Below are 25,099 nucleotides of genomic sequence, written 5' to 3' on the forward strand. Positions count from 1 at the left end.
GGCCGCGAGGCCGGGCCGCGGGTTCCGGCCCAGACCACCTGACACCACTCGTAACTGGTACCGGTAACAATGCCGTTGCCGCTTCCCCCTGAAGGAGAGCGCATGGTCGCCTCAACCCGCGCGGGCCGGTTCACGCTCCGCTCCCTCGCCGCCGCAACGGCACTCGGCATGGCCGTCTCCGGCGCCAGTGCGGCCCATGCCGCTGCCGAGGACCACCTCGTCGCGCACTACGCGCTCGACGAGACCACCGGCACCGTCGCCGCCGACAGCTCCGGGAACGGCCGCGACGCCGTGATCGCGGGCGGCGCGACCCTCACCGGTGGCGAGGGCCTGCGCCTCGACGGCGCCGACGACCACGTCAAGCTCCCCAACGACCTCCTCGCCGGGCTCACCTCGATCACCGTCAGCACCGAGGTCCTCGTCCGCGCCGAGCAGGGCACGCCCTACTTCATCTACGGCCTCGGCAACCCCGCGACGTCGAGCACCGGCACCGGCTACCTGTTCTCCACCGGCAACGCCTACCGCACCGCCATCACCACCGGCAACTGGTCGGGGGAGCAGAACACCACCAGCGGCGCGAACCTCGCACGCGGCGTGTGGAAGACGATCACCTACACGCTCGACGACGCCACCGACACCGCCACCGTGTACCTCGACGGCGTCCAGGTCGCCCGGAACACCGGCGTCACCGTCACCCCCGCGCAGATCGGCGGCGGCGCCACCACCGCGAACTACATCGGACGCTCGAACTACGCCGCCGACAAGTACCTCGCGGGCTCCGTGCGCGACTTCCGCATCTACGACACCGCCCTCACCGCCGCCGAAGTCGCGGCGCTCCATCCCACCGACGAGGCGAAGGTGCAGCGCGACCTCGCTGCCATCGGCCTCGGCGACCTCGCGAACGTCACCGCCGACCTCGCCCTCCCCACCGCCGCGCCCAACGGCTCGCAGATCACCTGGGCCAGCAGCGACGAAGCCGTCGTCTCCAACTCCGGACAGGTCACCCGACCAGCAAGCGGCACAGTCGAAGTGACCCTCACCGCCACAGCAGTCAAGGGCTCGGCCACGGCCACGCGCGAGTTCACCGCCACCATCCCCGCCACCGGCGACGCCGACTACCAGGCCGACCTCGACGCCATCGCCATCCCGGGCGCCGACGACGTCCGCGGCAACATCGACCTCCCGCAGACCGGCGCCGTCACCGGCAGCCCGATCGCCTGGACCGCGTCCCGCGACGGGATCGTCTCGACCGAGGCCGACGGCGACATCGCCCCCGGCGTCGTCACCCGCGCCGCCGCCGACCAGGACGTGGTCCTCACCGCGAGCACCGGCGGCCTCTCCCGCGACTTCCCGCTCACCGTGCGCGCCGCCCACGAGCAGGCCGAGTACGAGGGCTACGCGTTCGCGTACTTCACCGGCAACACCGTCGCGGGGGAGAACGTCCACTTCGCCGCCAGCGACGGCAACAACGCCCTCGCCTGGAACGAGCTGAACGGCGGCCTGCCCGTGCTCTCCTCGCAATACGGCGAGCAGGGCCTGCGCGACCCGTTCATCATCCGCTCGCCCGAAGGCGACACGTTCTACCTCATCGCCACCGACCTCTCCATCGGCTCGGGCACCTCCTGGGACGCCTCCCAGCGCCAGGGCAGTCGATACCTCGAAGTGTGGGAGTCGCACGACCTCGTGAACTGGTCGGCGCAGCGGCACGTCCTCGTCTCGCCCGAGACCGCGGGCAACACCTGGGCCCCCGAGGCCTACTACGACACCGGCCTCGGCGCGTACGTCGTGTTCTGGGCCTCCAAGCTCTACGCGGAGGACGACCCGGCCCACACCGGCAGCACCTACAACCGCATGATGTACGCGACGACCCGCGACTTCACCACCTTCAGCGAGCCGCGGATCTGGCAGGACGGCATGTCCCGCATCGACTCCACCGTGACCCTGGACGACGGCGTCTACTACCGCTTCACCAAGGACGAGGGCGCCGGGACCACCGGGTGCTCCGACATCATCCAGGAGTCCTCGACCTCCCTGCGCGCCCCGCTCGACCAGTGGTCCATGATCGACTCCTGCATCGGCCGCGACGCGGGCACGAGCGCCGTCGAGGGCCCCTCGATCTTCCAAGCCAACCCCGGCGACGTCAACGGCGGCGGGAAGCACTACCTCTTCGTCGACGAGTACGGCGGCCGCGGCTACATCCCGCTGACCACCGACGACATCGCCGCGGGCGGGTGGACCGTCGCCGAGGACTACGACCTCCCCGCGAGCCCCCGCCACGGCACCGTCATCCCCGTGACCGCCGCCGAACTCGCCGGACTCTACGAGGGCCGCGCCCCGATCGCCTCCAACGAGGACGGCCAGATCGTGGACTACGACTTCGCGAACGGCTCCGGCACCGTGCTCGCCGACGCCTCCGGCAACGGCCGCGACGCCCAGATCAACGGCGCGACCTGGTCCGACGGCGCGCTCGTCTTCGACGGCACCGACGACTCCGTGGACCTGCCCGACGACCTCATGGCGGGCCTGACCGACATCTCCGTGGACGCCGACGTGTGGGTCGACACCGCCCAGTCCGGCAACTACTTCATCTGGGGCCTCGGCAACACCGACGCCGCGGGCAGCGGACGCGGGTACCTCTTCACCACCGGCGACGGCTCGTACCGCACCTCCATCACCACCAGCACCTACACCGAGGAGCAGACCGCGAGCTCCGGCGCCGCGCTCCCGCGCGGCCGCTGGGCCCACCTCACCTACACCCTCCAAGGCGACACCGCCCGCCTCTACCTCGACGGGGTGCTCGTCTCCACGAAGGACGGCGTCACCGTCGACCCCGGCGACATCTCCGGCGGCGAGACCTGGGCCAACTACCTCGGCCGCTCCCTGTACGAGCAGGACGGCCGCTTCAAGGGCAGGTTCAGGTCCTTCGCGATCTACGACCGGGCCCTGAGCCCCGCCGAGGTCCTCGACCGGGCCGGGGCCACCGGCGCGGTCACCGACGTGTCGCTCACCGACCCCGCCGCGCTGGCCACGGCCCCGCTCATCGACATGGACGCGCGCACCGTCGTCCTCCCGGTCGTCCCGGGCACCGACGTCACCTCCCTCGCGCCGACGTTCACGACCGCTACGGGCGCGACCGCGTCGCCCGCCTCCGGCACGGCCGTGGACCTCTCCGCGCCCGTCGAGTACACCGTCACGGCCGCAGGCGAGTCCACCACCTGGACGTTCTCCGCCCAGGTCGTGAACAGCCCCGTCCTGCCCGGCCTCTACGCCGACCCGAACATCGCCGTCTTCGGCGACACCTACTACCTCTACACCACCACCGACGGCCACTCCGGCTGGGGCGGGAAGGACTTCTACGTCTGGTCCTCGAAGGACCTCGTGGACTGGACCCGCTCCGAGGAGCCGATCCTCACCCTGGACGGCGCGAGCGGCGACGTCCCCTGGGCGAGCGGCAACGCGTGGGCGCCGACGATCATCGAGCGGGACGGGAAGTACTACTTCTACTTCAGCGGCCACAACACCGCCCTGAACCGCAAGACCATCGGCGTCGCGGTCGCCGACAGCCCCGAGGGCCCCTTCACCGCCCAGCCCGCGGCGATGATCCTCAACAACGAGGCCGTCACCTCCGGCCAGGCGATCGACCCGGCGGCCTTCCACGACCCGGTCTCCGGCAGGTACTACCTCGCGTGGGGCAACGGCAGCGCCACGAGCGGCCCGGTCATCGCGGAGCTGAACGACGACATGGTCTCGATCAAGACCGGCACGTTCAAGCGGATCTCCGGCCTGACCGACTTCCGCGAGGGCGTCTTCCTCAACTACCGCGAGGGCCTGTACCACCTCACGTACTCCATCGACGACACCGGCTCCGAGAACTACCGCGTCGGGTACGCGACCGCGACCAGCCTCGACGGCCCGTGGACCTACCGCGGCGTGATCCTCCAGAAGGACACCTCGCTCGGCATCCGCGCCACCGGCCACAGCTCGATCCTCAACGTGCCCGGCACGGACGACTGGTACATCGCCTACCACCGGTTCGCCCTCTCCGGCGGCGACGGCACCCACCGCGAGACCACGATCGACGTGCTCGACATCGGCGAGGACGGCCTCTTCCAGCCCGTCGTCCCGACGCTCACCAGCGTCGCGCCGCAACCGGTCGGCCCGCAGATCAGCGTGACCCTCGGTTCGCGCTGCGTCGCAGGCAAGGTCGTGCTCACCGTCTCGGTCGGGAACGACAGCGACGGCACCGTGGGCCTCCACGTCTCGACCCCTTACGGCGACAGGACGTTCAGGGCCCTCGGCTCCGGAGGCGTCAATTCGAGCGCGTACACGACCCGCACGGCCGAGATTCCAGCGGGCGCGGTCACGGTGACCGCCACCGACAGGAACGGCGCCGTCTTCACCCTGGAGACCGCCTACGCCGCGGCGGACTGCGGCTGAACCCTTCCCGGGGGGCGGGCCCCGCCCCCCGGAACCGAACCCTGAAAGGACCCCTGATGAATCGTGGAACAGTGAAACGGGCGTCGGTCGCTGCGGTCGGCGGCGCGATGCTCGCGGGCGTCGCGGGCGCGGCGTTCGCGCAGGACCAGGTCGGCTCCGGTTCCGACGTGGACGTGAACGTGGCGATCGAAGACATCGATGAAGGCGTGCTCGCCATGAGCGTGGACGGCACGACCGCGACCCTGGTCGAGGACGGCTCCACGGGCACGGTCCGCCAGTTCACCGGCGAACTCCCCACCGTCACCGTGACCGACACGCGCGCGGCCGACGAGATCCCCGACGGCGCGTTCTGGTGGGTCGAGGGCACCGCTTCGAGCTTCACCGGCGACGCGGGCCAGGACCCCATCGGCGCCGAGAACCTCGGCTGGTCCCCGACCCTCGCGGACGACGGCTCCGGTGCCGTCGCCGTCGGCCCCGACGTGGCCCCCGCCCTCGACGCCGACGAGGCCCCGAACAACGTCGGCCTCCAGGGCCGCGAACTCCTCGCCATGGCGCTCACCAGCGACGATGCGATCGGCACGTGGGAGGCCGGCGCGGAGCTCACCCTCCAGGTCCCCGCCGGGACCGAGCCCGGGAACTACACCTCCACCATCACCCTCTCCCTGTTCGAATGAGACCGCCCGGGCGGGCGCTCCGGTGCCCGCCCGGCGTGAAAGGCCCGCCATGGCTTCCCCGATCCTCCGCGCCCTGCCCCTCTCCGCCCTCCTGCTCCTGGCTGTCCCCGCCACTCCAGTTGCGGCGCAGACGAACGACGACGCGGCCACGGTCACCTGGTCGGTCCGCCCGGCCGACGCCGCCGGCGAGGACGGCCGCGCCTGGGTCGAGCAGGAACTCGACCCGGGCGCGAGCGCGACCGAGCACATGGCGGTCCGCAACCTCTCCGACACCGAGGTCACCTTCGCCCTCACCACGGCCGACGGCTTCTTCCAGGACAACGGCCGCTTCAGCATGCTCCCCTCCCACGAGCCCTCAGTGGACGCCGGACTCTGGATCGACGTCCAGGAGACGGTGACCGTCGGCCCCGACGAGACCGCCGTAGTCCCGTTCACGACCACGGTCCCCGACAACGCGACCCCCGGCGACCACGCCGCGGGCATCGCCGCCTCGGTCCTGTCCGAGCAGGTCGGCGCCGACGGCGCCGCCGTCGGGGTGGAGTCGCGCGTCGGCTTCCGCGTCATGACCCGCGTGACCGGCGACCTCGCGCCCGCCGCCTCCATCGAGGACGTCTCCTCCTCCTACGGCCTGTCCTGGAACCCCTTCGCCCCCGGCAGCGCCCGGGTCACCTTCACCGTGGTCAACACCGGCAACGCCCGCCTCCTCGTCACCGGCGCCCTCACCGCCGCGGGCGCCGAGGCCGCGTTCCCCGGTCCCGGGGAGATCGACCAGGAGCTCCTGCCGGGGGACCGGCGCACCTTCACCGTCACCGTTGACGACGTGTGGCCCCTGGTCTACGTCCCCGCCTCGCTCGACGCCACCCCCGCGGTCGTCGGTGAAGGCGACGGCGCCGCGGTCGACCCGGTCGCCGCCGACGCCGGGTTCTGGGCCCTCCCCTGGCCCCAGTTCATCGCCCTCGCGGGCATCGGCCTCCTCGTCGCCTCGACCCTCCGGGGCCGCCGCCGCTCCCGCGCCCGCCTCGCGGCCCTCCTCGCCGAGGCCCGCGAGGAGGGCCGCCGCGAAGCCGAGGAGGAGCCCGCCGCCGGGTGACCGGCGCATCCCGCGGGAATGTCGGCCCCCGTTGGTACGCTCGCGCCATGGGAGCCCTTCGATACTCGATCAACGTCACTGTGGACGGCTGCTGCGACCACCGCGCGGGCATCGCCGACGACGAGCTGCACGAATACTCGGCCGAGATCATCGACCGCGCCGACGCCCTCCTCTTCGGACGCGTCGTCTACACGATGATGGAGGAGGCCTGGCGCCTGCCCGCCTCCGGCGAGCTGCCCGATTGGATGGACCCGTCGATGGGCGAGTTCGCCCGCGCTATCGACGCCAAGCGCAAATACGTCGTCTCCAGCACCCTCGAAGCGCCCGACTGGAACGCGGAACTCGTGGAGGGCGACCTCGTCGAGTCCGTGCGGCGCCTGAAGGACCGGTACGAGAACGGCCTCTACGTCGGCGGCGTGACCCTGCCGCTCGCGCTGGCGGACGCCGGGCTCATCGACGAGTACGAGTTCATCGTCCACCCGCGCATCGCGGGCCACGGCCCCACGCCGTTCAAGGGCCTCGCCGCCTACGTCGACCTGACCCTGGTGGGCACCCAGAAGTTCGCCTCGGGCGCGACGGCGATGCGGTTCGTGCCCAAGCGCTAACGCGGGGCCGTGCGCCCCGCCGCGCCCGCGATTAGCGCCGCGACCGCGCTCCGGAGCCGGTCGAGGTCCGTCGCACCGGCCAGCACCAGCCGGTGCAGCACGCTCACGGCGGCCAGCGCCAGCGCCCCCGGTTCGGCCGCCGCACCGAGCCGTCCCGCAACCTGTTCCGCCGCAAGGTACTCGGCGGCGGCGCGTTCGAGCGCGTCGATCCCGGAGCCGCCCGCGCCCAGGACCTCCTCGACGCGCGCCGTCAGCTCCGGCCGCGTCGCCAGCAGCCGGGCCAGCGCGGTGAGTGCGGGCCCCGGGACGGCGGCGAGCCCGTCGGCGAGGTTCGCGGCGACCTTGCCGGTGCCGAGGCGCTCGGCGAACGCGGGCGCGGCGGCGATCGTGAAGGACCGGTCGACCGCGTAGGCGGCCAGGAACCCGTCGAAGTCCGCGAAGTGCGTGTAGATGATCCCGGTGGCGACCCCGGCCTCGACCGTGACGGCCCGCCCGGAGAGCTTCGCCGGGCCCTCGCGCAGCACCACGGTCTCCGCGGCGCTGAACAGATGCTGCCTGAGCTGGGGGATCGCGATACCTCTGGGCACGCGTCCCAGTCTATCGGCGCTGCGGCCCACCCGCCCGCATCGGGGATGAGCAGTCGTTCATACTGAGAATGAACACATGCTCATACTCGTGAGGAGTCGCACATGGGAACGTCGGGAACCCGGCGCGCGTTGATCTGCGGCGCTGGCATCGCCGGACTGGCCGCCGCGCTGCGCCTGCACCGGTCCGGTTGGCGGACGCTCATCGTGGAGCGCGCCCCCGGGCGCCGCAGCGGCGGCTACATGGTCAACCTGGTCGACGGCGGCTTCGACGCCGCCGAGCGCCTCGGGCTCGTGCCCGCGCTCAAGGACCGCGACCTCGGCCTGTTCACCTCGGTCATCGTCCGCGCCGACGGCACCGCGAAGTTCGCCGTCCCCAAGGAGATCGTGGCCGCCTCGGTCGGCCCCCGCGCCCTCACCGTCTTCCGCGGCGACCTCGAAGCCGCGCTGTACGAAGCGGTCCGCGACCTCGCCGAGATCCGCTTCGGCACCACCGCCGCCGCGATCGAGCAGGACCCCGACGGCGTCACCGCGGTCCTCTCCGACGGCCGCACCGAACGCGCCGACCTCCTGATCGGCGCCGACGGCCTCCACTCCGGCACCCGCGGACTCGCCTTCGCCGCCGCGCCCGACCCCCTGGTCGACATGGGCCACATGGTCGGCGCGATCCCCCTCGACGCGTCCCCCGCCGGACTCGAAGCGGGCACCGGCACCACCTACATCGGGCCCGGCCGCACCGCCGCGGTCATCAGCCTCGGCCCCGGCCGGTCCTCCGCGTTCTTCGCCTACCGCACCACCGACACCGCCGCCCAGCTGCGGCTCGGCCCCGCGCGGGCGCTCTCGGAGGCCTTCGGCGACCTCGGCGGCGGCGTCCCCGACGCCCTGCGCCGCCTGCGCGCCGACCCCGGCCCCGGCCCCGCCTACTTCGACAGCGCCTCCCAGGTCCGCCTGGACTCCTGGAGCAGCGGCCGCGTCGCACTCCTCGGCGACGCCGCCTGGTGCGTCACCCTCTTCGCCGGTTACGGTGCGGCCCTGGCGATGAGCGGCGCCGACCGCCTCGGCGACGCCCTCGACCGAGAAGCGGACGTCCCGGCCGCGCTCAAGTCCTGGGAGGCGGGGCTGCGCCCCGAGACCGCCAAGCGCCAGGCCCTCGCCCGCCGCGGCATGGCCCAGTTCGCGCCGCCCACCAAGGGCCACGTCTGGATGAACGAGGCCGCGATGCGGGCCATGAGGGTGCCCGCGCTCCGCGGCCTCATGCTGCGCGCGGCCCGCGCCGCGAAGTAAGACGGTCAGTTCGCCTCGGCGTGCCGCTGCGACAGCTCCCACAGGCGTTGCAGCAGGGCCTCGTCGAGCTCGGCGCTCGCGGGCTCGTTCGCGATCGCCGCGGGCGAGCCGTGCACCTCGGCGTGGAGCTGCTCCATGCGGCGGTCGAGGTGCTCGGCCGCCGCCGCGGCCTCGGAGAGCTCCTCGGCCAGGTGCGCGGGGACCGCGCCGTCGTACTTGTAGAAGATCTTGTGCTCCAGGCTCGCCCAGAAGTCCATCGCGATGGTCCGGATCTGCACCTCCACGACCACCGGCACCGGGCCGGTCGACAGGAACACCGGGATCTCGATGATCGCGTGGAGGCTCTTGTACCCGTTGGCCTTCGGCGCCGCGATGTAGTCCTTGACGGTGAGCACCCGCACGTCGTCCTGGGAGGTCAGCGCGTCGAGCACCCGGTAGGTGTCGGCGATGAAGCTGCACGTGATGCGCACGCCCGCGATGTCGGTGATGTGCTCGCGGATCGAGTCGAGCGAGGGCGCGAGCCCGCGCCGGGCCACCTTGTCGAGGATGCTCTCGGGGGACTTGATCCGGGAGGTGACGTGCTCGATCGGGTTGTACCGGTGCAGGTACAGGAACTCCTTGCGCAGGATGCCCACCTTCGTGAGCACCTCCTCCGCGCCGAACTGGTACGCCATCATGAAGCGGGAGAAGTCCTCGCGCATCTGGCGGGCGTACGCGACCGTGTGCGCGTCGGGCGCCGCGCCCGCGCGCTCGGCGGCGAGGTGTCCGTCGGGGTCGTACGCGCCTCGGATTGCATCCACGATTCGAGCGTATGCGCCAGTCAAGGCCGCAGAAAGCATCGACATCGTCATCTGGGTCACGCGGTGTAACCCAAGTCTCCCCGGATTCGGACGCGATCGACCCTTACGTTCCGTCCGCCGCACTGACTATGCTCCTGGTGTACCGATCAACCTCCCGGAAGCAGGTACGACATGGACGCGAAGCTGCGCAGCGCCGAGTGGTACGAGGGCACCGACCGCAACGCCTACATCCACCGCGCCTGGATGCGCCGCGGCGTCCCCGACAGCGCCTTCCAGGGCCGCCCCCAGATCGCCATCGCCAACACCGCCTCGGAACTGGTGCCCTGCAACGCCCACCTCGACGAGATTGCCCAGTCCGTCAAGCACGGCGTCTACGAAGCGGGCGGCATCCCCCTCAACCTGCCCGTCACCGCCCCCGGCGAGACCCTCGTCAAACCCACGGCCATGCTGTGGCGCAACATGACCGCGATGAACGCCGAGGAGATGCTCCGCGCCAACCCCGTGGACGGCGTCGTCCTCCTCGGCGGCTGCGACAAGACCATCCCCGCGCTCCTCATGGCCGCCGCCTCCGTCGACCTCCCCGCCGTCGTCGTCCCCGGCGGCCCCATGCTCACCGGCCACTTCCGCGGCGAGGCCCTCGGCTGCGGCACCGACGTCTGGCGGCTGTCCGAAGAGGTCAGGGCCGGGACGCTCAGCGAACCCGACTTCCTCAAGTCCGAGTCCGCGACCATCCGCTCCAAGGGCCACTGCAACACCATGGGCACCGCCTCCACGATGGCGCTCGTCGCCGAGGCCCTCGGCATGACCGTCCCCGGCCTCGCCGGGACCCCCGCCCCCGACGCGCGCCTCCTGGAGACCGCGCACGGCACCGGACGCCTCGCCGTCGAGCTCATCGCCGCCGACCGCCGCCCCTCCACGTTCCTCACCAAGGCCAGCTTCCACAACGCGATCGTCGCGCTGGCCGCCATCGGCGGCTCCACCAACGCGGTCGTCCACCTCCTCGCCATCGCCGGGCGGCTCGGCATCGACCTCACCGTGGACGACTTCGACCGCATCGGCGCCGACGTGCCGCTCCTGGTGAACCTGCGCCCCGCCGGGAAGTACCTCATGGACGACCTCCACCGCGCCGGCGGCTTCCTCGCGGTCCTGCGGGAGGTCCGCGACCTGCTCGACCCGGACGCGCTCACCGTCACCGGCGCGCCCCTCGTGTCCTACCTGGACGAGGCCCGGATCTGGGACGAGGACGTCATCGCCCCGCGCGGCGAGCCGCTCCAGAAGGCCGCCGGGATCGCCGTGCTCCGCGGCAGCCTCGCCCCCGGCGGCGCCCTCGTCAAGCCCTCGGCGGCCTCGCCGCACCTGCTCCAGCACCGGGGCCGCGCCCTCGTGTTCGACTCCATCGAGGACTTCCGCGACCGCATCGACGACCCCGATCTGGATGTGGACGCCGACACCGTGCTGGTCCTGCGCGGCTGCGGCCCCAAGGGCTACCCCGGGATGCCCGAGGTCTCCAACCTGCCGCTGCCCAAGAAGCTGCTGGAGCAAGGGGTCCGCGACATGGTCCGCATCTGCGACGGCCGCATGAGCGGCACCGCCTACGGCACCGTGGTCCTCCACGTCACCCCCGAGGCCGCCGCCGGAGGCCCCCTGGCCCTGGTGCGGACCGGCGACACCATCGTCCTCGACGTCGCCGCCCGGCGCCTCGACATCGACGTCCCCGCGGCCGAACTCGCCGCCCGCGCGCCGAGCGCCACCACCCTCGACGGGTACGCCAAGCCCGCCCGCGGCTGGGAGCGCCTCTACATCGACCACGTCACCCAGGCCGACACCGGTGCCGACCTCGACTTCCTCCAGGGATCGAGCGGCTCGGAGGTCCACCGCGAATCCCACTGAGCCCGTTCGCTACCCGCGCCGGTAGCGCATCAGCTGCCGCAGCCCCGCGGCGTCGTCCGAAGGCGCGAGCGCCCGCTCCATCCGGGCCCGCGCGGCCTCGGCGTCCAGGTGCGCCCCGATCGCGACCAGCTCCCCGCCCGGGCCCGCCTCGTGCGCGGCGAGGTCGATCTGCCCGCCCACGACGTTGACCAGGACCCCGCGGGTCCGCGAACCGGCCGCCACCGACAGCACGCCCTTCATGCGGTACGCGCCCGGCGGCGGCCGCTCCAGCAGTCCGAGGAGCGCCGCCGGGCCCACCGGACCCGTCGCCCGCACCGTCACCGATTTTGCATGCGAGTGCCCGGCCCCGTCCCCGTGCGCCTCGCGCGCCAGCGCCGCGAGCGGCAGCTCGTCCTCGGGGTCTTCCGCCGAGGCCGTGTCGTACACCAGCGCCGGATCGATGCGGCCCCTTGAGGTCCGCACGATGTGGACGTCCGGGTTCGCGGTGCGGATGCGGGCCTCGATCGCGGCCAGCGCCTCCTCCGCTCCCTCCGCGGGGAGCCGGTCGCACTTGTTGACGACCGCGAGCGTCGCGGCCCCGAACCGGGCCGGGGGGTTCGTGTTGCGGTCGACGGTGTTGAAGTACTCCACGGCGTCGACCACGTCCACGACCCCGCCGGGCCGCACCCGCTTGACGCCGCTGAAGTAGACCATCTTCGCGAGCGCCCCGGGTTCGGCGATGCCGCTGGCCTCCACGATGACCACGTCGAGGCCGAACCGCGGATGCGTGAGCCGCTCCAGGGCCGCGTCGAGCGCGCCCAGGTCCTCGATGCAGCACAGGCAGCCCCCGGCGATCGAGACCGGCTCGTCGACCTGCCCGGTCACGAGCCCGGCGTCCACGTTCACCTCGCCGAAGTCGTTGACCACCACCCCGACCCGGGCCCCCGGCCGGCACAGCAGGTGGTTGAGCATCGTCGTCTTGCCCGCGCCCAGATAGCCCGCGAGCACCACCACCGGCACGCGCCGGTCCCGCCCGCCCTCGTCCTTCGCCACCCGTACACCGTAGTCGGCCCCCGGGCTCCGCCGGACGAGCGTCGGCTACGCGAAATCCTCCGAGTGGGCCCGCGCCCACTCCTCGAACGTCCGGGGTGGGCGCCCGGTCACTCGCTCGACGTCGGGGAAGACCACCGACTCGTCGAGCACGCCGTCGGCGTAGAACTCCCAGAACGCCCGCACGTACTTCTCGGGCATCGTCGCCTCCAGCTCCGCCCGGGTCTCCTCCAGCGTGAGGCCCTCGAACCGCAGCGGCCGCCCGAGCACCTCCCCGAGGACCGCGACCTGCTCGGCCGGGACCATCGCCCTGGGCCCCGACAGCCGGTACACCTGTCCGTCGTGCCCGTCGCCGGTGAGCGCCGCGGCCGCGACCGCCGCGATGTCGGCCGCGTCGATGCAGGCCACGGGGACGTCCCCCCACGGCGCGCGCACCACGTCGCCTTCGCGGAGCTGCGGCAGCCACCGCAGCGTGTTCGACATGAACCCGCTGGGCCGCAGCACGGTCCACCGCAGCCCCGACTCGCGCGCGGCGGCCTCGGACCCGATCATCATCGCCGTCACCGCGTTCTCCGGGCTCCCGACCTCCGTCGAGCTCCCGGACAACTGCACGACCCGCTCGACCCCGGCGCCGCGCAGCCGCTCGTACACCCCGGGCATGTCCGCGAACCCCGGCAGCAGGAACGCCCCCGCGACCCCGCCGAGCCACGGCTCCAGCGACTCGGGCCGGTCGAGGTCCCCTACGGCGGCCTCGACGCCGTCCGGCAGCGCCGCGCGGCCCGCATCGCGGACCAGCGCCTTCACCCGCAGGCCCCGGGCGGCCAGCGCCCGGACCACCTCGGCCCCGACGTTCCCGGTCGCCCCGGCGACCAGATAACCAGACTCGTTCCCTGACATCCGTTGCACTCCAATCGGTCCGTACTCCACGGCCGAGTATGCGCCCCGGACGGGACACGCCCCTCCCGGGGCGCGCGGACCGGCCGCTCAGTCCAGGGACCGGAGCACCGCCGTCACTTCGTTCCGGTTGTGCCGCAACTGCCTCGCGAACTCGATCGTGAACCCGCGCCGCAGGATCGCGAACGACGCGTCGAGCTGCGCCAGCACGCCGCGGCTCCCGGTCTTCAGCGTCACGATCCCCATGCCGTGCCGCTTGAGCAGCGGGATGCTGTCGATCATGAGCTGGCTCGACCGGTCCGGGCTCATCTTCATGTCGTTGACGATCAGGTCGAAGCGCCGGTCGCTGCTGCGCAGGTAGTTCCCCGCGGTCGTCCGCTCGTGGACCACGTCGGGCCGCTTGAGCACCGTCGGGTCCAGGTCCCCGGGGTCCACCGCGGTGGTCCTGAACCCCCGCTCGGCGAGAATCCGGGTCCAGCCCCCGGGCGCCGCCCCGTAGTCGAGCGCGGTCCCGCCGTCCCCGAACGGCAGGTCGTACTCCTTGAACAGCTCTTCGAGCTTGAACTCGGCCCGCGACACCTGCTCCGGCGGGCGCGACAGCCGCACCTCGCCGCCCGGCCACGAGCTCAGGCTGTCGGCGACCCGGTTGAACCCGACCACCGCGGTCTTCGGCGTGTAGCAGACCGACACCGCGTACTCGGCCCCCGTCCGCGACACCTGGAACCCGCGATCGCCGAGCACCCGCGCCGCCTCGTCCCACGCCTCGCGCCGGTTGAACTCGTACACCGTCTTCCCGCTCTGCCAGACCTGGAGCGAGACCTCCGGGGAGCGGTGCTGCTCCCGGATCGCCGAATCGACCGCGTCGGCCACGTCCGCGAGCCCCGAATCGGACGGATCGAACTCCGCGACCACGTTCGTCACATGCCGCGGGAACACCAGCGGCACCCGGTTCACGATGTCGGACAGGTCCTCGGCCGTCGAGTACCGCGTCTCCACGATCGCGCACTCGGCCCCGATCCGCCGCATCTCGACCGCGTCCTCGACACTCCGGAAGATCTCCTCCTTGGCGTTCCCGATCGAATCCGCCGCCATGGAGACCAACGATTTCCGCAATGCCATTCCGATTCCCTCAACCTCTGCCCCGGGCCGATCCCGGCCCCGATCCGCGCCCGCTATCCTAGCGCAGCCGATTTCCCCAGCTCACGATCGCGCAACGAGAGGCCCCGCCGATGCCCGCCCCGATCACCCCCCGCGATCGGCCCCTCCTCGAACGCCTCTGGCACGAATGCGGCACCGGCCCCCTCACCCGTATCCGCCGCCTGCCCGGCAACAGCCACCGCACCTACGAATGCGCGGCCGACCGCGACGAACCGCTGATCATGCGCCTCGTCGACCCCGCCCGCAACCGCTTCGCCCTCGAAACCGAGGTGCTCCGCCGCGTCGCCGCCACCGGTGCGGTCCCCGTCCCCGCGATCCTCCGCACCGGCGTCGAGACGACCCCGGACGGCGAGACGGCCGTGATGGTCCAGGAGCGGGTGCCCGGCGTCCCGCTGCGCGACTACGCCGCCGACCGGAGCCGCCGCGAGGCCCACGCGGCCGTCGAGCGGGCCGGAGAGGCGCTGGCCGCCGTCCACGCCGTCCCGACCGAAGGCTTCGGCTCCCTCACCGAGGGGCTCCGGGGTTCGCATGGGCGCCTGGGGGAGTGGTTCATCGACCTCCTCGCCCCGAAACTGGAGGCCGCGCGCGGCATCGACCCCGAGTCCGCCGCCCTCCTCGACCGGTCCTTCGACCTCCTGGCCGCGCACCGCCCCTTCCTCGACGCCGCCGCGCCCGGCCTCGTCCACGGCGACTACAGCCCCGCCAACCTCCTCGTGGACGACACCGGCCGCCTCACCGGCGTCATCGACTGGGAGTCCGCGAAGAGCGGCCCGCCCGGCCTCGACATCGGCTGGTGGGACTGCTTCTTCGACACGCCGCACACCCCCGCCGCCCGGCTCCTCGCCGGACGCGAACGCCGCGCCTCCCTCGACCCCGCCACCCTCGCGGCCCTCCGCCATCTCACTGTCGTCAGGGTCATGATCGGCCACTTCACCTGGACGCTCGCCGTCGGCGACCGCGCGGGCGTCCGCAAAGCCGCCGACCGGCTCAGCGCCGAACTCGCCGGCGCGGGGCGCTGGCGGCTCCACGGCTAGGCGGCGGGTCCCGGCTCCGGGACCCCCCGCCTTTTCACCTGTGCTCAGCTCTCGTTCTGGAGCTTCGCGACTTCCTGTTCCAGGCCTTCGCGGGTGAGTCGGAGCTGTTCCTCAGCGACCTCCACGGCCTCAAGGAAACTGCGGGCCCGCACGAGCTGCCTGATGCGGTCCTCGGCCTCCTGGTTGCGCCGCCCGGCGTTGTCGCGGCGGTACTCGGCGACGGCGCGGTCCGCCTCGTCCTTGGCGCGCTCCTGGGTCTGGCGCATGAGCTCCGACGCCTGGGACCGCGCCTGCGCGATGATCTGCCGGGAGTAGTGCTGTGCCTGGTTGACGTAGCTCTCGGCCTGCTGCTGGGCCTGCGAGACCAGGTTGACGGCCGTCGAGGTCGGCGTGGTCGGGAGGGTCGCCTGCAAGCGCAGGGAGCTCTGCTGCGACTGCCAGGACCGCAGCGCCTCCTTCAGCTTCTCGGCGTCGGTGCGCAGGGCCGCCTCGCGCTGGTCGCGGCTGGCCAGCTCGTCGGCCACGAGCTCCAGGAACCGGTGCACCTCGTCGGGCTGGTAGCCGCGCCGGGTCAGGCTGGTCATCGAGAACCTGGCGTTGTTGACCTGTCCGACAGTGACCTTCACATCGCGCGACCGATAGTTGTACACCATGGAACGTCCTCTCTCACGCGCCCGCGGGCTCGAAGTGGATGGCGTCCGCCCTGACGCCCGCGCCGACCAGGTACTTCCCGCTCGACTCGACCATCCCGGACGGCCCGCACAGGTACACGTCGGCTCCCGTGCAGCGCCCGTGCGCCACGGCCAGCTCCGCCGGGGACCCCACGCGCGCACCGGAGCCGAACAGGTCCTCGTCGACGCACGGCACCAGCTCCAGCCACTCGAACCGGGCCGCGAGCGCCTGCATCTGGTCGAGGCAGTACAGCCCGGCGGGGCTGCGCGCGCCCCAGTACAGGCTGACCGGCCGCGGCGTCGCGGCGATCTGCTCGATGAGCGCCTTCATCGGGGCGACGCCGGTGCCGCCCGCGATCATGGCGACCGGGCCCGAGCCCGGCCGCAGGGTGAGCCCGGACCCGAAGGCCGGTCCGACCCGCAGCGAGTCGCCGGTCCGGAGCAGCGAGACGAGCGCGGAGGAGACCTCGCCGCCGTCCACGGCCCTGACGTGGAGCTCGATGGTGCCGTCGCCGCGCGGCGCGTTGGCGGGGGAGTACGTGCGCCAGGCGCGCGGCCGCAGGCTCGTGCACAGCGAGACCGACTGGCCCGGGGTGAAGTCGAGGCGCGTCCCGGGGGCGATGGTGATGATCGCGGTCTCCAGGTCGCGGCGCTCGTGGCCGACGACCTCGGCGTCCCACCAGGCCGGCGTGTAGTGCGCGGCCGCGTCGGCGGCGTCGGCCATGGTCGCGGCGACGAGCTCGTAGGCCGCCGCCCAGTCGGCGGCGATGGCGGGCGTCCAGTGCGCGCCGCTGAAGTGCTCCAGCGTCGCCAGCAGGGCCTCCCCGACGGCGGGGTAGTGGCCGCGCAGCGCCCCGAACTTGCGGTGGTCGCGGCCGAGCGCCTGGAGGGTGGGGACGACCGCGTCGATGGTGTCGACATTGGAGACGACGGCCCCGAGCGCGTTCACGAGCTTGTCGCGCTGGGCGGCCATGTTCATGGGGAACAGGTCGCGCGTCTCGGGATAGGAGAGGAACAGGGTCGAGTAGAAGTACAGGGGGACCTGATCGCCGCGGGCGGCGACCAGGCTCCAGTTCTTCTTCAACCGGTCGGCGTCGATCATGCGCCTAGTCGTCCGCCCCGATGACGTCGGGGGCGACGGAGGCGAGGACCTCGTTGACGGTGTCGATGATGTCCTGCGGGACGTCGAGCTCTTCGAGGACCGCCGTCAGGTGCGCCCCGACCGCCTTGTACTGGCCGACCGAGATGTCCATGCTCCGGTGCGCCTCGGCGAGCTCGCGCCCGGCGTAGGACTTGGGCCCGTCGAGGACCTGGGAGATCAGGGCCACCTGGTGGCGCTTGAGCTGCGGCATGTCGCTGCCCGAGAAGAACCCGGACAGTTCGTCGTCGGCCAGCAGGCGCTTGTAGAAGCGCTCCACCGCCTCGGTGACGGCGGGCGCGCCGCCGATCCGGTCGTACGGGGACATCTGCTGCTCATCGGCTGCATTCATGGGGCGATCATCCTTAAGCGTGACATCTGATACGCGCCAGAGCCTACCTATGATCCCTCTCAAGATCCATAGTGAAACTCATGTTTTCACCACTTGCCTTGTTGCGATAGTAAATCGTAAGTGGACGGTCACCGTTCGCTGTCACGGCGCCTCCGCGGGCGCCGCGACCGGCCCCCACGGGAGCGGTTGGGAGAGCACCATACTGGAGCTGGGGCGGCCGTAGCGGGCGAGGCGGTCGATGAAGGATTCGAACTCGGCCATGGAGGGGACGGCGGCGACGAGCACCGAGCAGCCGTCGCCGGTGATGCGGAAGAGCTGGCGGATCTGCGGCCAGGAGGGCACCTCGGGGTCGCGGAGCAGGCAGCGCGGGCCGTAGCAGTCCATGACGACCACCGCCTGGACCGGGAGGCCGACCGCCGCCGGGTCCACGTGGGCGTGATACCCGGTGACGACGCCCGACGCCTCCAGCTTGCGCACCCGCTCGGCCACCGTCGGCGCGGACAGGTGCACGCGCCGCGCCAGCTCGTTGAAGGAGAGGCGGGCGTCGGCCTGGAGCTCCTCGACCAGGCGCCAGTCCATGCGGTCCATGCGGTCTTCCGTTCGTAAGGGGAATGGAGGGAACAGGTTGCGAACATAACTCATCGCGCCCCGCGCGTGTCGCGCTTCGCCTTCAGCGCCGGCCCGCACGGTGCCATAGTGTCCGCATGAGCGAGCCCGAGTTCCGCACGATCATCGAACCGTTCCGCATCCACACGGTCGAGCCGATCCGCATGACCACCGCCGAGGAGCGCCGCGCGCACATTGCCGCCGCCTCGTACAACCTGTTCCAGCTCCACGCCGACGACGTCCTCATCGACCTCCTCACCGACTCCGGCACGGGCGCCATGAGCCGCGACCAGTGGGCCGCCATCCAGCGCGGCGACGAGTCCTATGCCGGGTCCCCCTCCTACTTCACGTTCCGCGACGCCGTGCGCGAGCTGTTCGACTTCGAGCACGTGATCCCCGTCCACCAGGGCCGCGCCGCCGAGCGCATCCTCATGTCCGTCCTCGGCGGACCGGGCAAGGTGGTCCCCAACAACACCCACTTCGACACCACCAGGGCGAACGTCGAGGCCACCGGCGCCGAAGCCGTGGACCTCGTCATCGCCGAAGGCAGGGACCCCGCCTCGCTCCACCCCTTCAAGGGGAACATGGACCTCGCCGCCCTCGACGCGCTCCTGGCCGCCCGCGGCCCCGACGTGCCCTGCGTGTTCGTCACCATCACCAACAACAGCGGCGGCGGCCAGCCCGTGTCCCTCGCCAACCTCCGCGCCGTCCGCGAGATCTGCGACAAGCACGGCAAGCCCCTGTTCCTGGACGCCTGCCGGTTCGCCGAGAACGCCTGGTTCATCCGCGAACGCGAAGCGGGCCAAGGCGAACGCGACGTCGCCGACATCGTCCGCGACATCGCCGCCCTCGCCGACGGCATGACCATGAGCGCCAAGAAGGACCCCATGGGCAACATCGGCGGCTGGCTCGCCCTCGACGACCCCGACCTCGCCCAGGAGTGCCGCAACGTCCTCATCCTCACCGAGGGCTTCCCCACCTACGGCGGCCTCGCCGGACGCGACCTCGAAGCGCTCGCCCAGGGCCTCAAGGAAGCCGTGCAGCACGACTACCTCCGCTACCGCATCACCTCCACCGCCTACCTCGGCGAAGCCCTCCAGAAGGCCGGCATCCCCGTCCTCAACCCCATCGGCGGCCACGCCGTCTACATCGACGCCCGCGCGCTCCTGCCGCACGTCGACCCGCTCCACTACCCCGGCCAGTCCGTCGCCGTCGCCCTCTACGAACTCGGCGGCGTCCGCACCTGCGAGATCGGCACCGTCATGTTCGGCCGCAGGCCCGACGGCACCGAACGGCCCGCCGCCATGGACCTCGTGCGCCTCGCCGTCCCCCGCCGCACCTACACCCAGAGCCACATCGACTACGTCATCGAAGTGTGCGAACGCCTCGCCGAACGGGCCCACCGCCTCCCCGGCTACCGCATCACCGCCGAACCGAAGGCCCTGCGCCACTTCACGGCCCGATTCGAGCCGCTCGCCTGAGCCAAGCGGGCCCGACCCGCGTCCGGGCTTGGGAGAATCCACACCATGCTCGGACTCGAACTGATCGTCGTCATCGGCGCCGCCCTCGTGGCCTGCCGCGTCGGCGCGCAGCGCAGCGGGATCGCCGCACCGATCCTGCTGCTCGCCGCCGGAGTCCTCCTCGGATTCATCCCCGCCTTCACCGGCCTCGAACTCCCCTCCGCCGTCGTCCTCCTCCTCTTCCTCCCCGCCCTCCTGTGGTGGGAGGCCATGAACACGCCCCTGCGCGAGATCCGCAAGTTCCGGCGCGGCATCCTCCTCAGCGGCACCCTCCTCGTCGTCGTCACCGCGGGCGCCGTCGCCGCCACCGCCCACGCCTTCGGCCTCCCCTGGGGCCCCGCCTGGGTCCTCGGCGCGGCCCTCGCCCCCACCGACGCCACCGCCGTCGGCGTCGTCTCCCGGCTCCTGCCCCGCCGCAACCTCACCGTCCTGCGCGCCGAGAGCCTCATCAACGACGGCACCGCCCTCGTCGTCTTCAGCCTCGCCGTCGGCGTCGTCGTGGGGGAGCAGCACCTCAGCGCCCTCCACATCGGATGGGAGCTCCTCGTCTCCTACGCGGGCGGCGTCATCGCGGGCGTGCTCGCCGCCGCCTTCTGGGTCTTCTTGCGCCGCTTCATCACCGACACCACCGCGGCCAGCACCGTCTTCGTCCTCATCCCCTTCACCGCGTACCTCCTCGCCGAACTCGTCCACGCCTCCGGCGTCCTCGCCGCCGTCGCCGCCGGACTCATCGTCAGCCAGACCAGCCCCGTCTACGGCACCGCGCCCGCCAGACGCCAGGTCTTCGCGTTCTGGGGCCTGGTCACCTTCATGCTCAACGGCGCCCTGTTCGTCCTCATCGGCATCGAGGCCCACCCCGCCGTCCGCGGCCTCGACGGGACCGGGCTCCTCCGCGCCCTCGCGATGGTCCTCGCCATCGCCGCCGTCATGACCGCCACCCGCATCGCGTTCCTCTTCATCGCCGCCTACCTGATCCGCGCCGTCGACCGCCGCCCCCAGCAGCGGCTCCTGCGCGTCAGCGACCGCTCCCGCATCGTCTCGGGGCTCTGCGGCTTCCGCGGCGCGGTCTCCCTCGCCGTCGCGCTGGCCGTGCCGCACTTCCTCGACTCCGGGGCGCCCTTCCCCGACCGCGACACGATCGTGTTCGTGACGTTCGGGGTCATCATCGTGATGCTCATGCCCGCGTTCGCCCTCCCCGCGGTCATCCGCTGGGCCCGCTTCCCCGCCGACACCCGCTTCGACGACGAACTCGCGCTGGCGCGCACCGAGACCACCACCGCCGCGATCGAGGCCCTGCCGCGCCTGGCCGACGAGACCGACGCCGACCCCGAGACGGTCCGCCGCCTCGACGCCGAGATGCGCGAGCACCTCCAGGCCCTCGACACCGGCGCGGACGGCGACCCCGCCGATGCCGCACGCCTGCACGAGGACTACAACCGCCTGCGCCTGGCCGTGATCGCCGAGAAGCGCACCACCATGATCCGGCTGCGGAACGAGCGCCGCATCGACGACGCCGTCCTGCGCCGCATGCAGGCCTCGCTCGACATCGAGGAGGTCCGCCTCATCGCGGCCCCCGACGACGAGGAATAGACACCATTGTGGATGGCGTTGAAGATTCAGTCCTGGTTAAATGAGGGAAGCATGAAGTCGAGGTTCCGTGCCAATCGTGTGATCTCATTGACTTCTTCAGTTCGGAGCTTCGATCTGAGGGTGAAGTGATCTTTGGTCAGCTCGCCTAGGACGGAAACGAGATCGGCCAGCGAGATTCGGTCCTGTGGCGTGACATCTTCAGGCCCGCCAAGATTCATGTCGTTTGCGAGCGCAGAATCGGAATTCATCAGAAAATCGGAGAAGGTCTCGAATCGCAATCTAAGAAGATCACAAGCTTCCTGCAATGAAACCGTCCGTCGCTCCAGGGTTGCATGACTTGCTGACTGCGATGCAATCCAAGCATTCAAATGAGATCCCTTAATGCCGACCGACACCTGGCGAAACTCCGAAAATGCGAAGTCAAGTTCTGGAATTTCCTTCGAAAGGCTTCGCAATTCGTCAGAAATGATGAGGCGCATATATCGGCCAGGCTGCTCGATCTCCAATGATCGCAGAGGACTGCTATCCAAGAGGCGAGCGCACTCAATGAAGGCCCTGCTCATCCCTGCGGTGCTTCGGGATGTGGGGCCGATTGAACCAGCTATTCTCAGCTTCATCGGCTGCCGGTTCTGATTTATCGATTGAAGCTCCCGAACGAACTGAATAATCATTGACCCGAACAAGGTCCGAGAATCGCTCACAACTGGAATCGACATATAGAAGTCAGATCCTGCTCGTTCGATTGAAATTCTCCGTGATCCCAACCCGGCTCGTTTCAGGGCGCGGTTAGCAATCTGTTCGAGCTCGTCGTTGCCCCGGATCTCATTTGAATCGGGGAATAGCATATTGTCTGCTACATTGATTCCAATAATCACTGCAATCGGACCGCTAGGGGAAGCGGCTTGATTCGAGTTGCTCGACGAAGGCAATGATCCGGAACGATGCAGGACGTCTCTGCGGTAATTGAAGATCATTGCGGTGAGAGGGTGAATCTCTCCCAAAACTCGCACTGCGTCGAACGAGAGTTGATCGAACCGCGACAAGGAGGCGCCAAGATATCCAAGATCGGCCTGACATTTTGCGAGCTTCATTCGCGTCGAAAGCACATCTGGATGGTCCGGCCCGAGGATCCTATGCTGATCCACAAGTAGCCGGGAGAGTTCGCGGAGCGCTGTGGCAAGATCGTTTCTTTCCACCATGAATGCTGCGATATTCGCGCGAGTGACCAGGGATGCCGGATGATCAGACCCGAGTTGCCGCTCTTGATCTCCGAGAAGCGTCTCGAACTGATGCAGGGCTTCTTCAATCCGGCCAGAGCGTGCGTTCCATGACGCCTGAAATCCGCGGACCGTGAGCATTGTGGGATGATTCGATCCCAAAACTGACTCGCAATCCCTGAGGATCAGCCCAAGCATTTCTGATGCAGCAGCCGCATTACCGGCCTCGCCAGTCCATGACGCTAGTTCTCTTTTGGCGGTGATCGTGATCGGATGGAACTCACCATGGAGGTGTTTCGTCGACTGAATCGCTTCGATCAGCATCTCGGCGGCTTGCTCCGGCTTTCCTAGCTCACCGATGCATCTGGCGAGGCCAATGGAAGCCAAGGAGGCGGCCTCCATTTTCGGTTCGCCGATCCTTCGCCAAGTGTCCAAGACAGAGCCGTAAATGTCCTTCGCGCCTTCGAGATCGCCTTGCTGCTCTCGAAGTATCGCTAGGTTTGATGCGGAAATTAGGGTTCCCGGATGGTCCCTGCCTTCCGAAATACGATAGCTCGCATAGGCTTGCTCGTAGAGCTCCCGTGCTTCGCCTAGTCTTCCGCGTTCATGCAGAATACTTGCGAGTTGACTCATCAATTCAATCGATATTTGATGTTCGTTCCCCAGGAAGCGGCGTGCGACGACAAGCTTTCTAAGTAGAATATACCAATCACTCTGCGTCATGCGCTCGGCCGTGATCGTATGCGACAATGCCTTTGCAAGCCCGAACTCCACCCAGCGTTCGAGTGTCATTCTAAGATGGCTTTGTATGTCAGGATCCTCGTTATCTGCTCGGCGAGATTCGAGCAGGCGTGTTTCGCGCGAAGCATCGAGGGCATCTTCGAGATCGCTGGAATCGCCGGAGTGCAAGTATCTGTGCAGCAATGCCAGCGTGAGGTTCACATACCCAGTGGCCCTGTACTCCTGGTCCGGAATGGTGGGCACCGCGAATTTCAGGTTTTCGACGGCTTCCTTGATGTCTTCGGCCTGCTCATCACGAACCCATCGCTCTAGATGCGCTGCTCCAAGGTTGGTCCGGACTATCGCATGGAGTTCGGGCGACGAGGTCTGGTCCACGAGTTCACGCAGAGATTCAATGAAGTGGTCAAGCTTGTGACGGTCGCCGGCTTGATACTGATCCCAAATGCTACGAACTCGGGCGAATTTCTCGAACCAGTGCTCACTCGCAGTCATCTGGTTCTCCCTCCGGTTTCGGCCAGAGCAGCTCAGGCATGGGCGGTGTACTCGTCAGTCGGTCCAAGGCATCTTGGTTATGAATTGAGATTGTATCGCTAACTCCGCCAGGATAGGATCTCATCCAGGTGGCGATTGGATTAGGATTGCTCTCCATCATGAGCGCCCCTCCAATCGCAAGATCCGGAGCGCCCAGAACCGGATGTTCAGCTAGTACGGCTGCATCTAGAAGCAGCTGTCGAAACTCCATGTACACCTGGGCGTTTGCAGATTTCGGTCTAATGATCGACTTATGGTTTCCAAGGATCGTGCCGATATCGGCGAAGCTTCCTTTGGCTGAGGCCGGCCTCACGATACGATCCGAAGCTCCGGCGTAGGCCCTGATAGGGATGGGGCACTTGCTTTCGGAGATGCAGTCGGCGCCCTGAATTCGGGAAACCACCTCACGATGCGCAGCCGCAACTTCTGCACAGAGGGTCTTGAGGCTTTTCTCTTGAGGGTTTCGAATAATCCTCCGCACAAAAGTTCGAACGGGTCCAAGGAACGTGGATCCGGTATTCGGACAAGCGTACAAAACTATTCGTTTGATTCTGGCGAGATCGTATCCTCGGCCCGCGCGTACCATCTGTGCGAGGAATCTCTGAAGAATAAGTCCTCCTTGACTGTGTGTCACGATGACAAGGTAGTCGTAATCCCGACAGACTCGCTCGATATATCCCGTGAGCACTTCGGCAAGGTCGTCGAAGTCCGGAATACGGACAAAAGGGTTGAAATTGAACGGCGGCGTAGGATACTCAAAAGGCTGATGCGTAAAACTGGACAAATCATCATCCGAGTCCATAAGTGCACGCAATTCATCCCACGCCGAAGCGTCAGAGAATATGCCATGGATGAGTACTACAGCAGCTCTCATGTCACCTCACAGCGCGAAGTGCGCTCGAACGGTATTCAAAGGGGAATTTAGTCAGAGGTTGGATTTATTGAAATGTGTCGCGCTTCACAATTGGTTCGACTGAATTACCTGCCGTTGATCGCGGAACGCTTCGCCCAAATTGAGGTGCGCCTGGGCTGATCCTTGTTGTTATGCGAATGTAAGAGTCCGGAGTTTACTATGCCCCGGAACGGTGGCGGCATCGGACATCATCTGTGTGTGATTGGCATGGCGAGTGCTGCTGAGGGCATGTCAACGTTCAAGTCTGATGGCCTTGGATATTGTAAATAGTGTTCAATGATTGCGACTCTAATAGGTCGCACGGGTCACTTTGTATGCCTGTTGTAACTCAAGTAGCAGAT

At 69.3% G+C, this 25,099-nt stretch carries 20 protein-coding genes; 9 read left to right on the forward strand and 11 right to left on the reverse strand.

The genetic code is table 11. The features are described from left to right. The first annotated feature begins 102 nt into the window (after nucleotides 1-102). From ACFFXY_RS11460 to ACFFXY_RS11475, 4 genes are read left to right on the forward strand one after another with little or no spacing between them, the layout of a single operon-like run. Nucleotides 103-4,437, forward strand: a complete 4,335-nt coding sequence (locus tag ACFFXY_RS11460; protein WP_382349950.1) for a family 43 glycosylhydrolase — start codon at nucleotides 103-105, stop codon at nucleotides 4,435-4,437. A 56-nt stretch (nucleotides 4,438-4,493) separates the two neighbouring features. Beyond that, nucleotides 4,494-5,111, forward strand: coding sequence for a hypothetical protein (locus ACFFXY_RS11465; RefSeq protein WP_382349953.1), 618 nt, complete (start codon nucleotides 4,494-4,496; stop codon nucleotides 5,109-5,111). A 49-nt stretch (nucleotides 5,112-5,160) separates the two neighbouring features. Beyond that, entirely contained in the window at nucleotides 5,161-6,201 is a 1,041-nt protein-coding gene (locus tag ACFFXY_RS11470; protein WP_382349955.1) for a WxL protein peptidoglycan domain-containing protein, read from the forward strand. Nucleotides 6,202-6,248: 47 nt separating this feature from the next. Further along, nucleotides 6,249-6,806, forward strand: coding sequence for a dihydrofolate reductase family protein (locus ACFFXY_RS11475; protein WP_382349958.1), 558 nt, complete (start codon nucleotides 6,249-6,251; stop codon nucleotides 6,804-6,806). Here the strand turns inward: ACFFXY_RS11475 and ACFFXY_RS11480 are convergent. Further along, nucleotides 6,803-7,393, reverse strand: coding sequence for a TetR/AcrR family transcriptional regulator (locus tag ACFFXY_RS11480; RefSeq protein ID WP_382349961.1), 591 nt, complete (start codon nucleotides 7,391-7,393; stop codon nucleotides 6,803-6,805). The two genes, ACFFXY_RS11475 and ACFFXY_RS11480, sit on opposite strands and share 4 nt — an antisense overlap. 102 nt (nucleotides 7,394-7,495) lie before the next feature. On the opposite strand from ACFFXY_RS11480, the gene ACFFXY_RS11485 reads away from it, so the two are divergent. After that, complete coding sequence (locus ACFFXY_RS11485) at nucleotides 7,496-8,674, forward strand: FAD-dependent monooxygenase (RefSeq protein ID WP_382349964.1); 1,179 nt, start codon at nucleotides 7,496-7,498, stop codon at nucleotides 8,672-8,674. A 5-nt stretch (nucleotides 8,675-8,679) separates the two neighbouring features. Here ACFFXY_RS11485 and ACFFXY_RS11490 read toward each other — a convergent pair whose 3' ends face one another. Further along, nucleotides 8,680-9,375, reverse strand: coding sequence for a GTP pyrophosphokinase (locus tag ACFFXY_RS11490; RefSeq protein WP_382350626.1), 696 nt, complete (start codon nucleotides 9,373-9,375; stop codon nucleotides 8,680-8,682). A 270-nt stretch (nucleotides 9,376-9,645) separates the two neighbouring features. Between ACFFXY_RS11490 and ACFFXY_RS11495 the strand changes: the two genes are divergently transcribed. Continuing rightward, complete coding sequence (locus ACFFXY_RS11495) at nucleotides 9,646-11,364, forward strand: IlvD/Edd family dehydratase (RefSeq protein ID WP_382349967.1); 1,719 nt, start codon at nucleotides 9,646-9,648, stop codon at nucleotides 11,362-11,364. Between the two features lie 9 nt (nucleotides 11,365-11,373). On the opposite strand, the gene ACFFXY_RS11500 is transcribed toward ACFFXY_RS11495, so the two are convergent. From ACFFXY_RS11500 to ACFFXY_RS11510, 3 genes are all read right to left on the reverse strand, one after another. Continuing rightward, the gene (locus ACFFXY_RS11500) at nucleotides 11,374-12,396 is read right to left on the reverse strand and encodes a CobW family GTP-binding protein (RefSeq protein WP_382349970.1); all 1,023 of its coding nucleotides are present in this window, start codon (nucleotides 12,394-12,396) and stop codon (nucleotides 11,374-11,376) included. A gap of 45 nt (nucleotides 12,397-12,441) precedes the next feature. Further along, a complete protein-coding gene (locus ACFFXY_RS11505; RefSeq protein WP_382349973.1) occupies nucleotides 12,442-13,290 on the reverse strand; it encodes an NmrA family NAD(P)-binding protein in 849 nt (282 codons plus the stop codon). Between the two features lie 87 nt (nucleotides 13,291-13,377). Beyond that, nucleotides 13,378-14,379 carry an SAM-dependent methyltransferase gene (locus ACFFXY_RS11510; protein ID WP_382349976.1) on the reverse strand — a complete coding sequence of 334 codons (1,002 nt, stop codon included), beginning with the start codon at nucleotides 14,377-14,379 and terminating at the stop codon, nucleotides 13,378-13,380. Nucleotides 14,380-14,516: 137 nt separating this feature from the next. Here ACFFXY_RS11510 and ACFFXY_RS11515 point away from each other — a divergent pair, with 137 nt between their 5' ends. After that, the gene (locus ACFFXY_RS11515) at nucleotides 14,517-15,479 is read left to right on the forward strand and encodes a phosphotransferase family protein (RefSeq protein ID WP_382349979.1); all 963 of its coding nucleotides are present in this window, start codon (nucleotides 14,517-14,519) and stop codon (nucleotides 15,477-15,479) included. A gap of 44 nt (nucleotides 15,480-15,523) precedes the next feature. On the opposite strand, the gene ACFFXY_RS11520 is transcribed toward ACFFXY_RS11515, so the two are convergent. From ACFFXY_RS11520 to ACFFXY_RS11535, 4 genes are all read right to left on the reverse strand, one after another. Further along, entirely contained in the window at nucleotides 15,524-16,132 is a 609-nt protein-coding gene (locus ACFFXY_RS11520) for a DivIVA domain-containing protein (RefSeq protein ID WP_382349982.1), read from the reverse strand. Between the two features lie 13 nt (nucleotides 16,133-16,145). Beyond that, entirely contained in the window at nucleotides 16,146-17,252 is a 1,107-nt protein-coding gene (locus tag ACFFXY_RS11525; protein ID WP_382349984.1) for a globin domain-containing protein, read from the reverse strand. Between the two features lie 4 nt (nucleotides 17,253-17,256). Further along, on the reverse strand, nucleotides 17,257-17,640 hold the full coding sequence (locus ACFFXY_RS11530; RefSeq protein WP_359952650.1) for a group I truncated hemoglobin: 384 nt from the start codon (nucleotides 17,638-17,640) through the stop codon (nucleotides 17,257-17,259). Between the two features lie 141 nt (nucleotides 17,641-17,781). Beyond that, a complete protein-coding gene (locus ACFFXY_RS11535) occupies nucleotides 17,782-18,228 on the reverse strand; it encodes an Lrp/AsnC family transcriptional regulator (protein ID WP_382349987.1) in 447 nt (148 codons plus the stop codon). A 116-nt stretch (nucleotides 18,229-18,344) separates the two neighbouring features. Between ACFFXY_RS11535 and ACFFXY_RS11540 the strand changes: the two genes are divergently transcribed. After that, nucleotides 18,345-19,727: a tryptophanase gene (locus tag ACFFXY_RS11540; protein WP_382349990.1), complete on the forward strand. Its 1,383-nt coding sequence runs from the start codon at nucleotides 18,345-18,347 to the stop codon at nucleotides 19,725-19,727. Nucleotides 19,728-19,772: 45 nt separating this feature from the next. Continuing rightward, nucleotides 19,773-21,356: a Na+/H+ antiporter gene (locus tag ACFFXY_RS11545; RefSeq protein WP_382349993.1), complete on the forward strand. Its 1,584-nt coding sequence runs from the start codon at nucleotides 19,773-19,775 to the stop codon at nucleotides 21,354-21,356. A gap of 26 nt (nucleotides 21,357-21,382) precedes the next feature. Here ACFFXY_RS11545 and ACFFXY_RS11550 read toward each other — a convergent pair whose 3' ends face one another. After that, nucleotides 21,383-23,806, reverse strand: coding sequence for a tetratricopeptide repeat protein (locus ACFFXY_RS11550; protein ID WP_382349996.1), 2,424 nt, complete (start codon nucleotides 23,804-23,806; stop codon nucleotides 21,383-21,385). Next, on the reverse strand, nucleotides 23,793-24,719 hold the full coding sequence (locus ACFFXY_RS11555; protein WP_382349999.1) for an esterase/lipase family protein: 927 nt from the start codon (nucleotides 24,717-24,719) through the stop codon (nucleotides 23,793-23,795). The genes ACFFXY_RS11550 and ACFFXY_RS11555 overlap by 14 nt, the downstream gene beginning before the upstream one ends. Nucleotides 24,720-25,099: the final 380 nt, after the last annotated feature.

It is taken from the genome of Glycomyces mayteni, from assembly GCF_042428885.1.
Taxonomy (GTDB): domain Bacteria; phylum Actinomycetota; class Actinomycetes; order Mycobacteriales; family Micromonosporaceae; genus Glycomyces; species Glycomyces mayteni.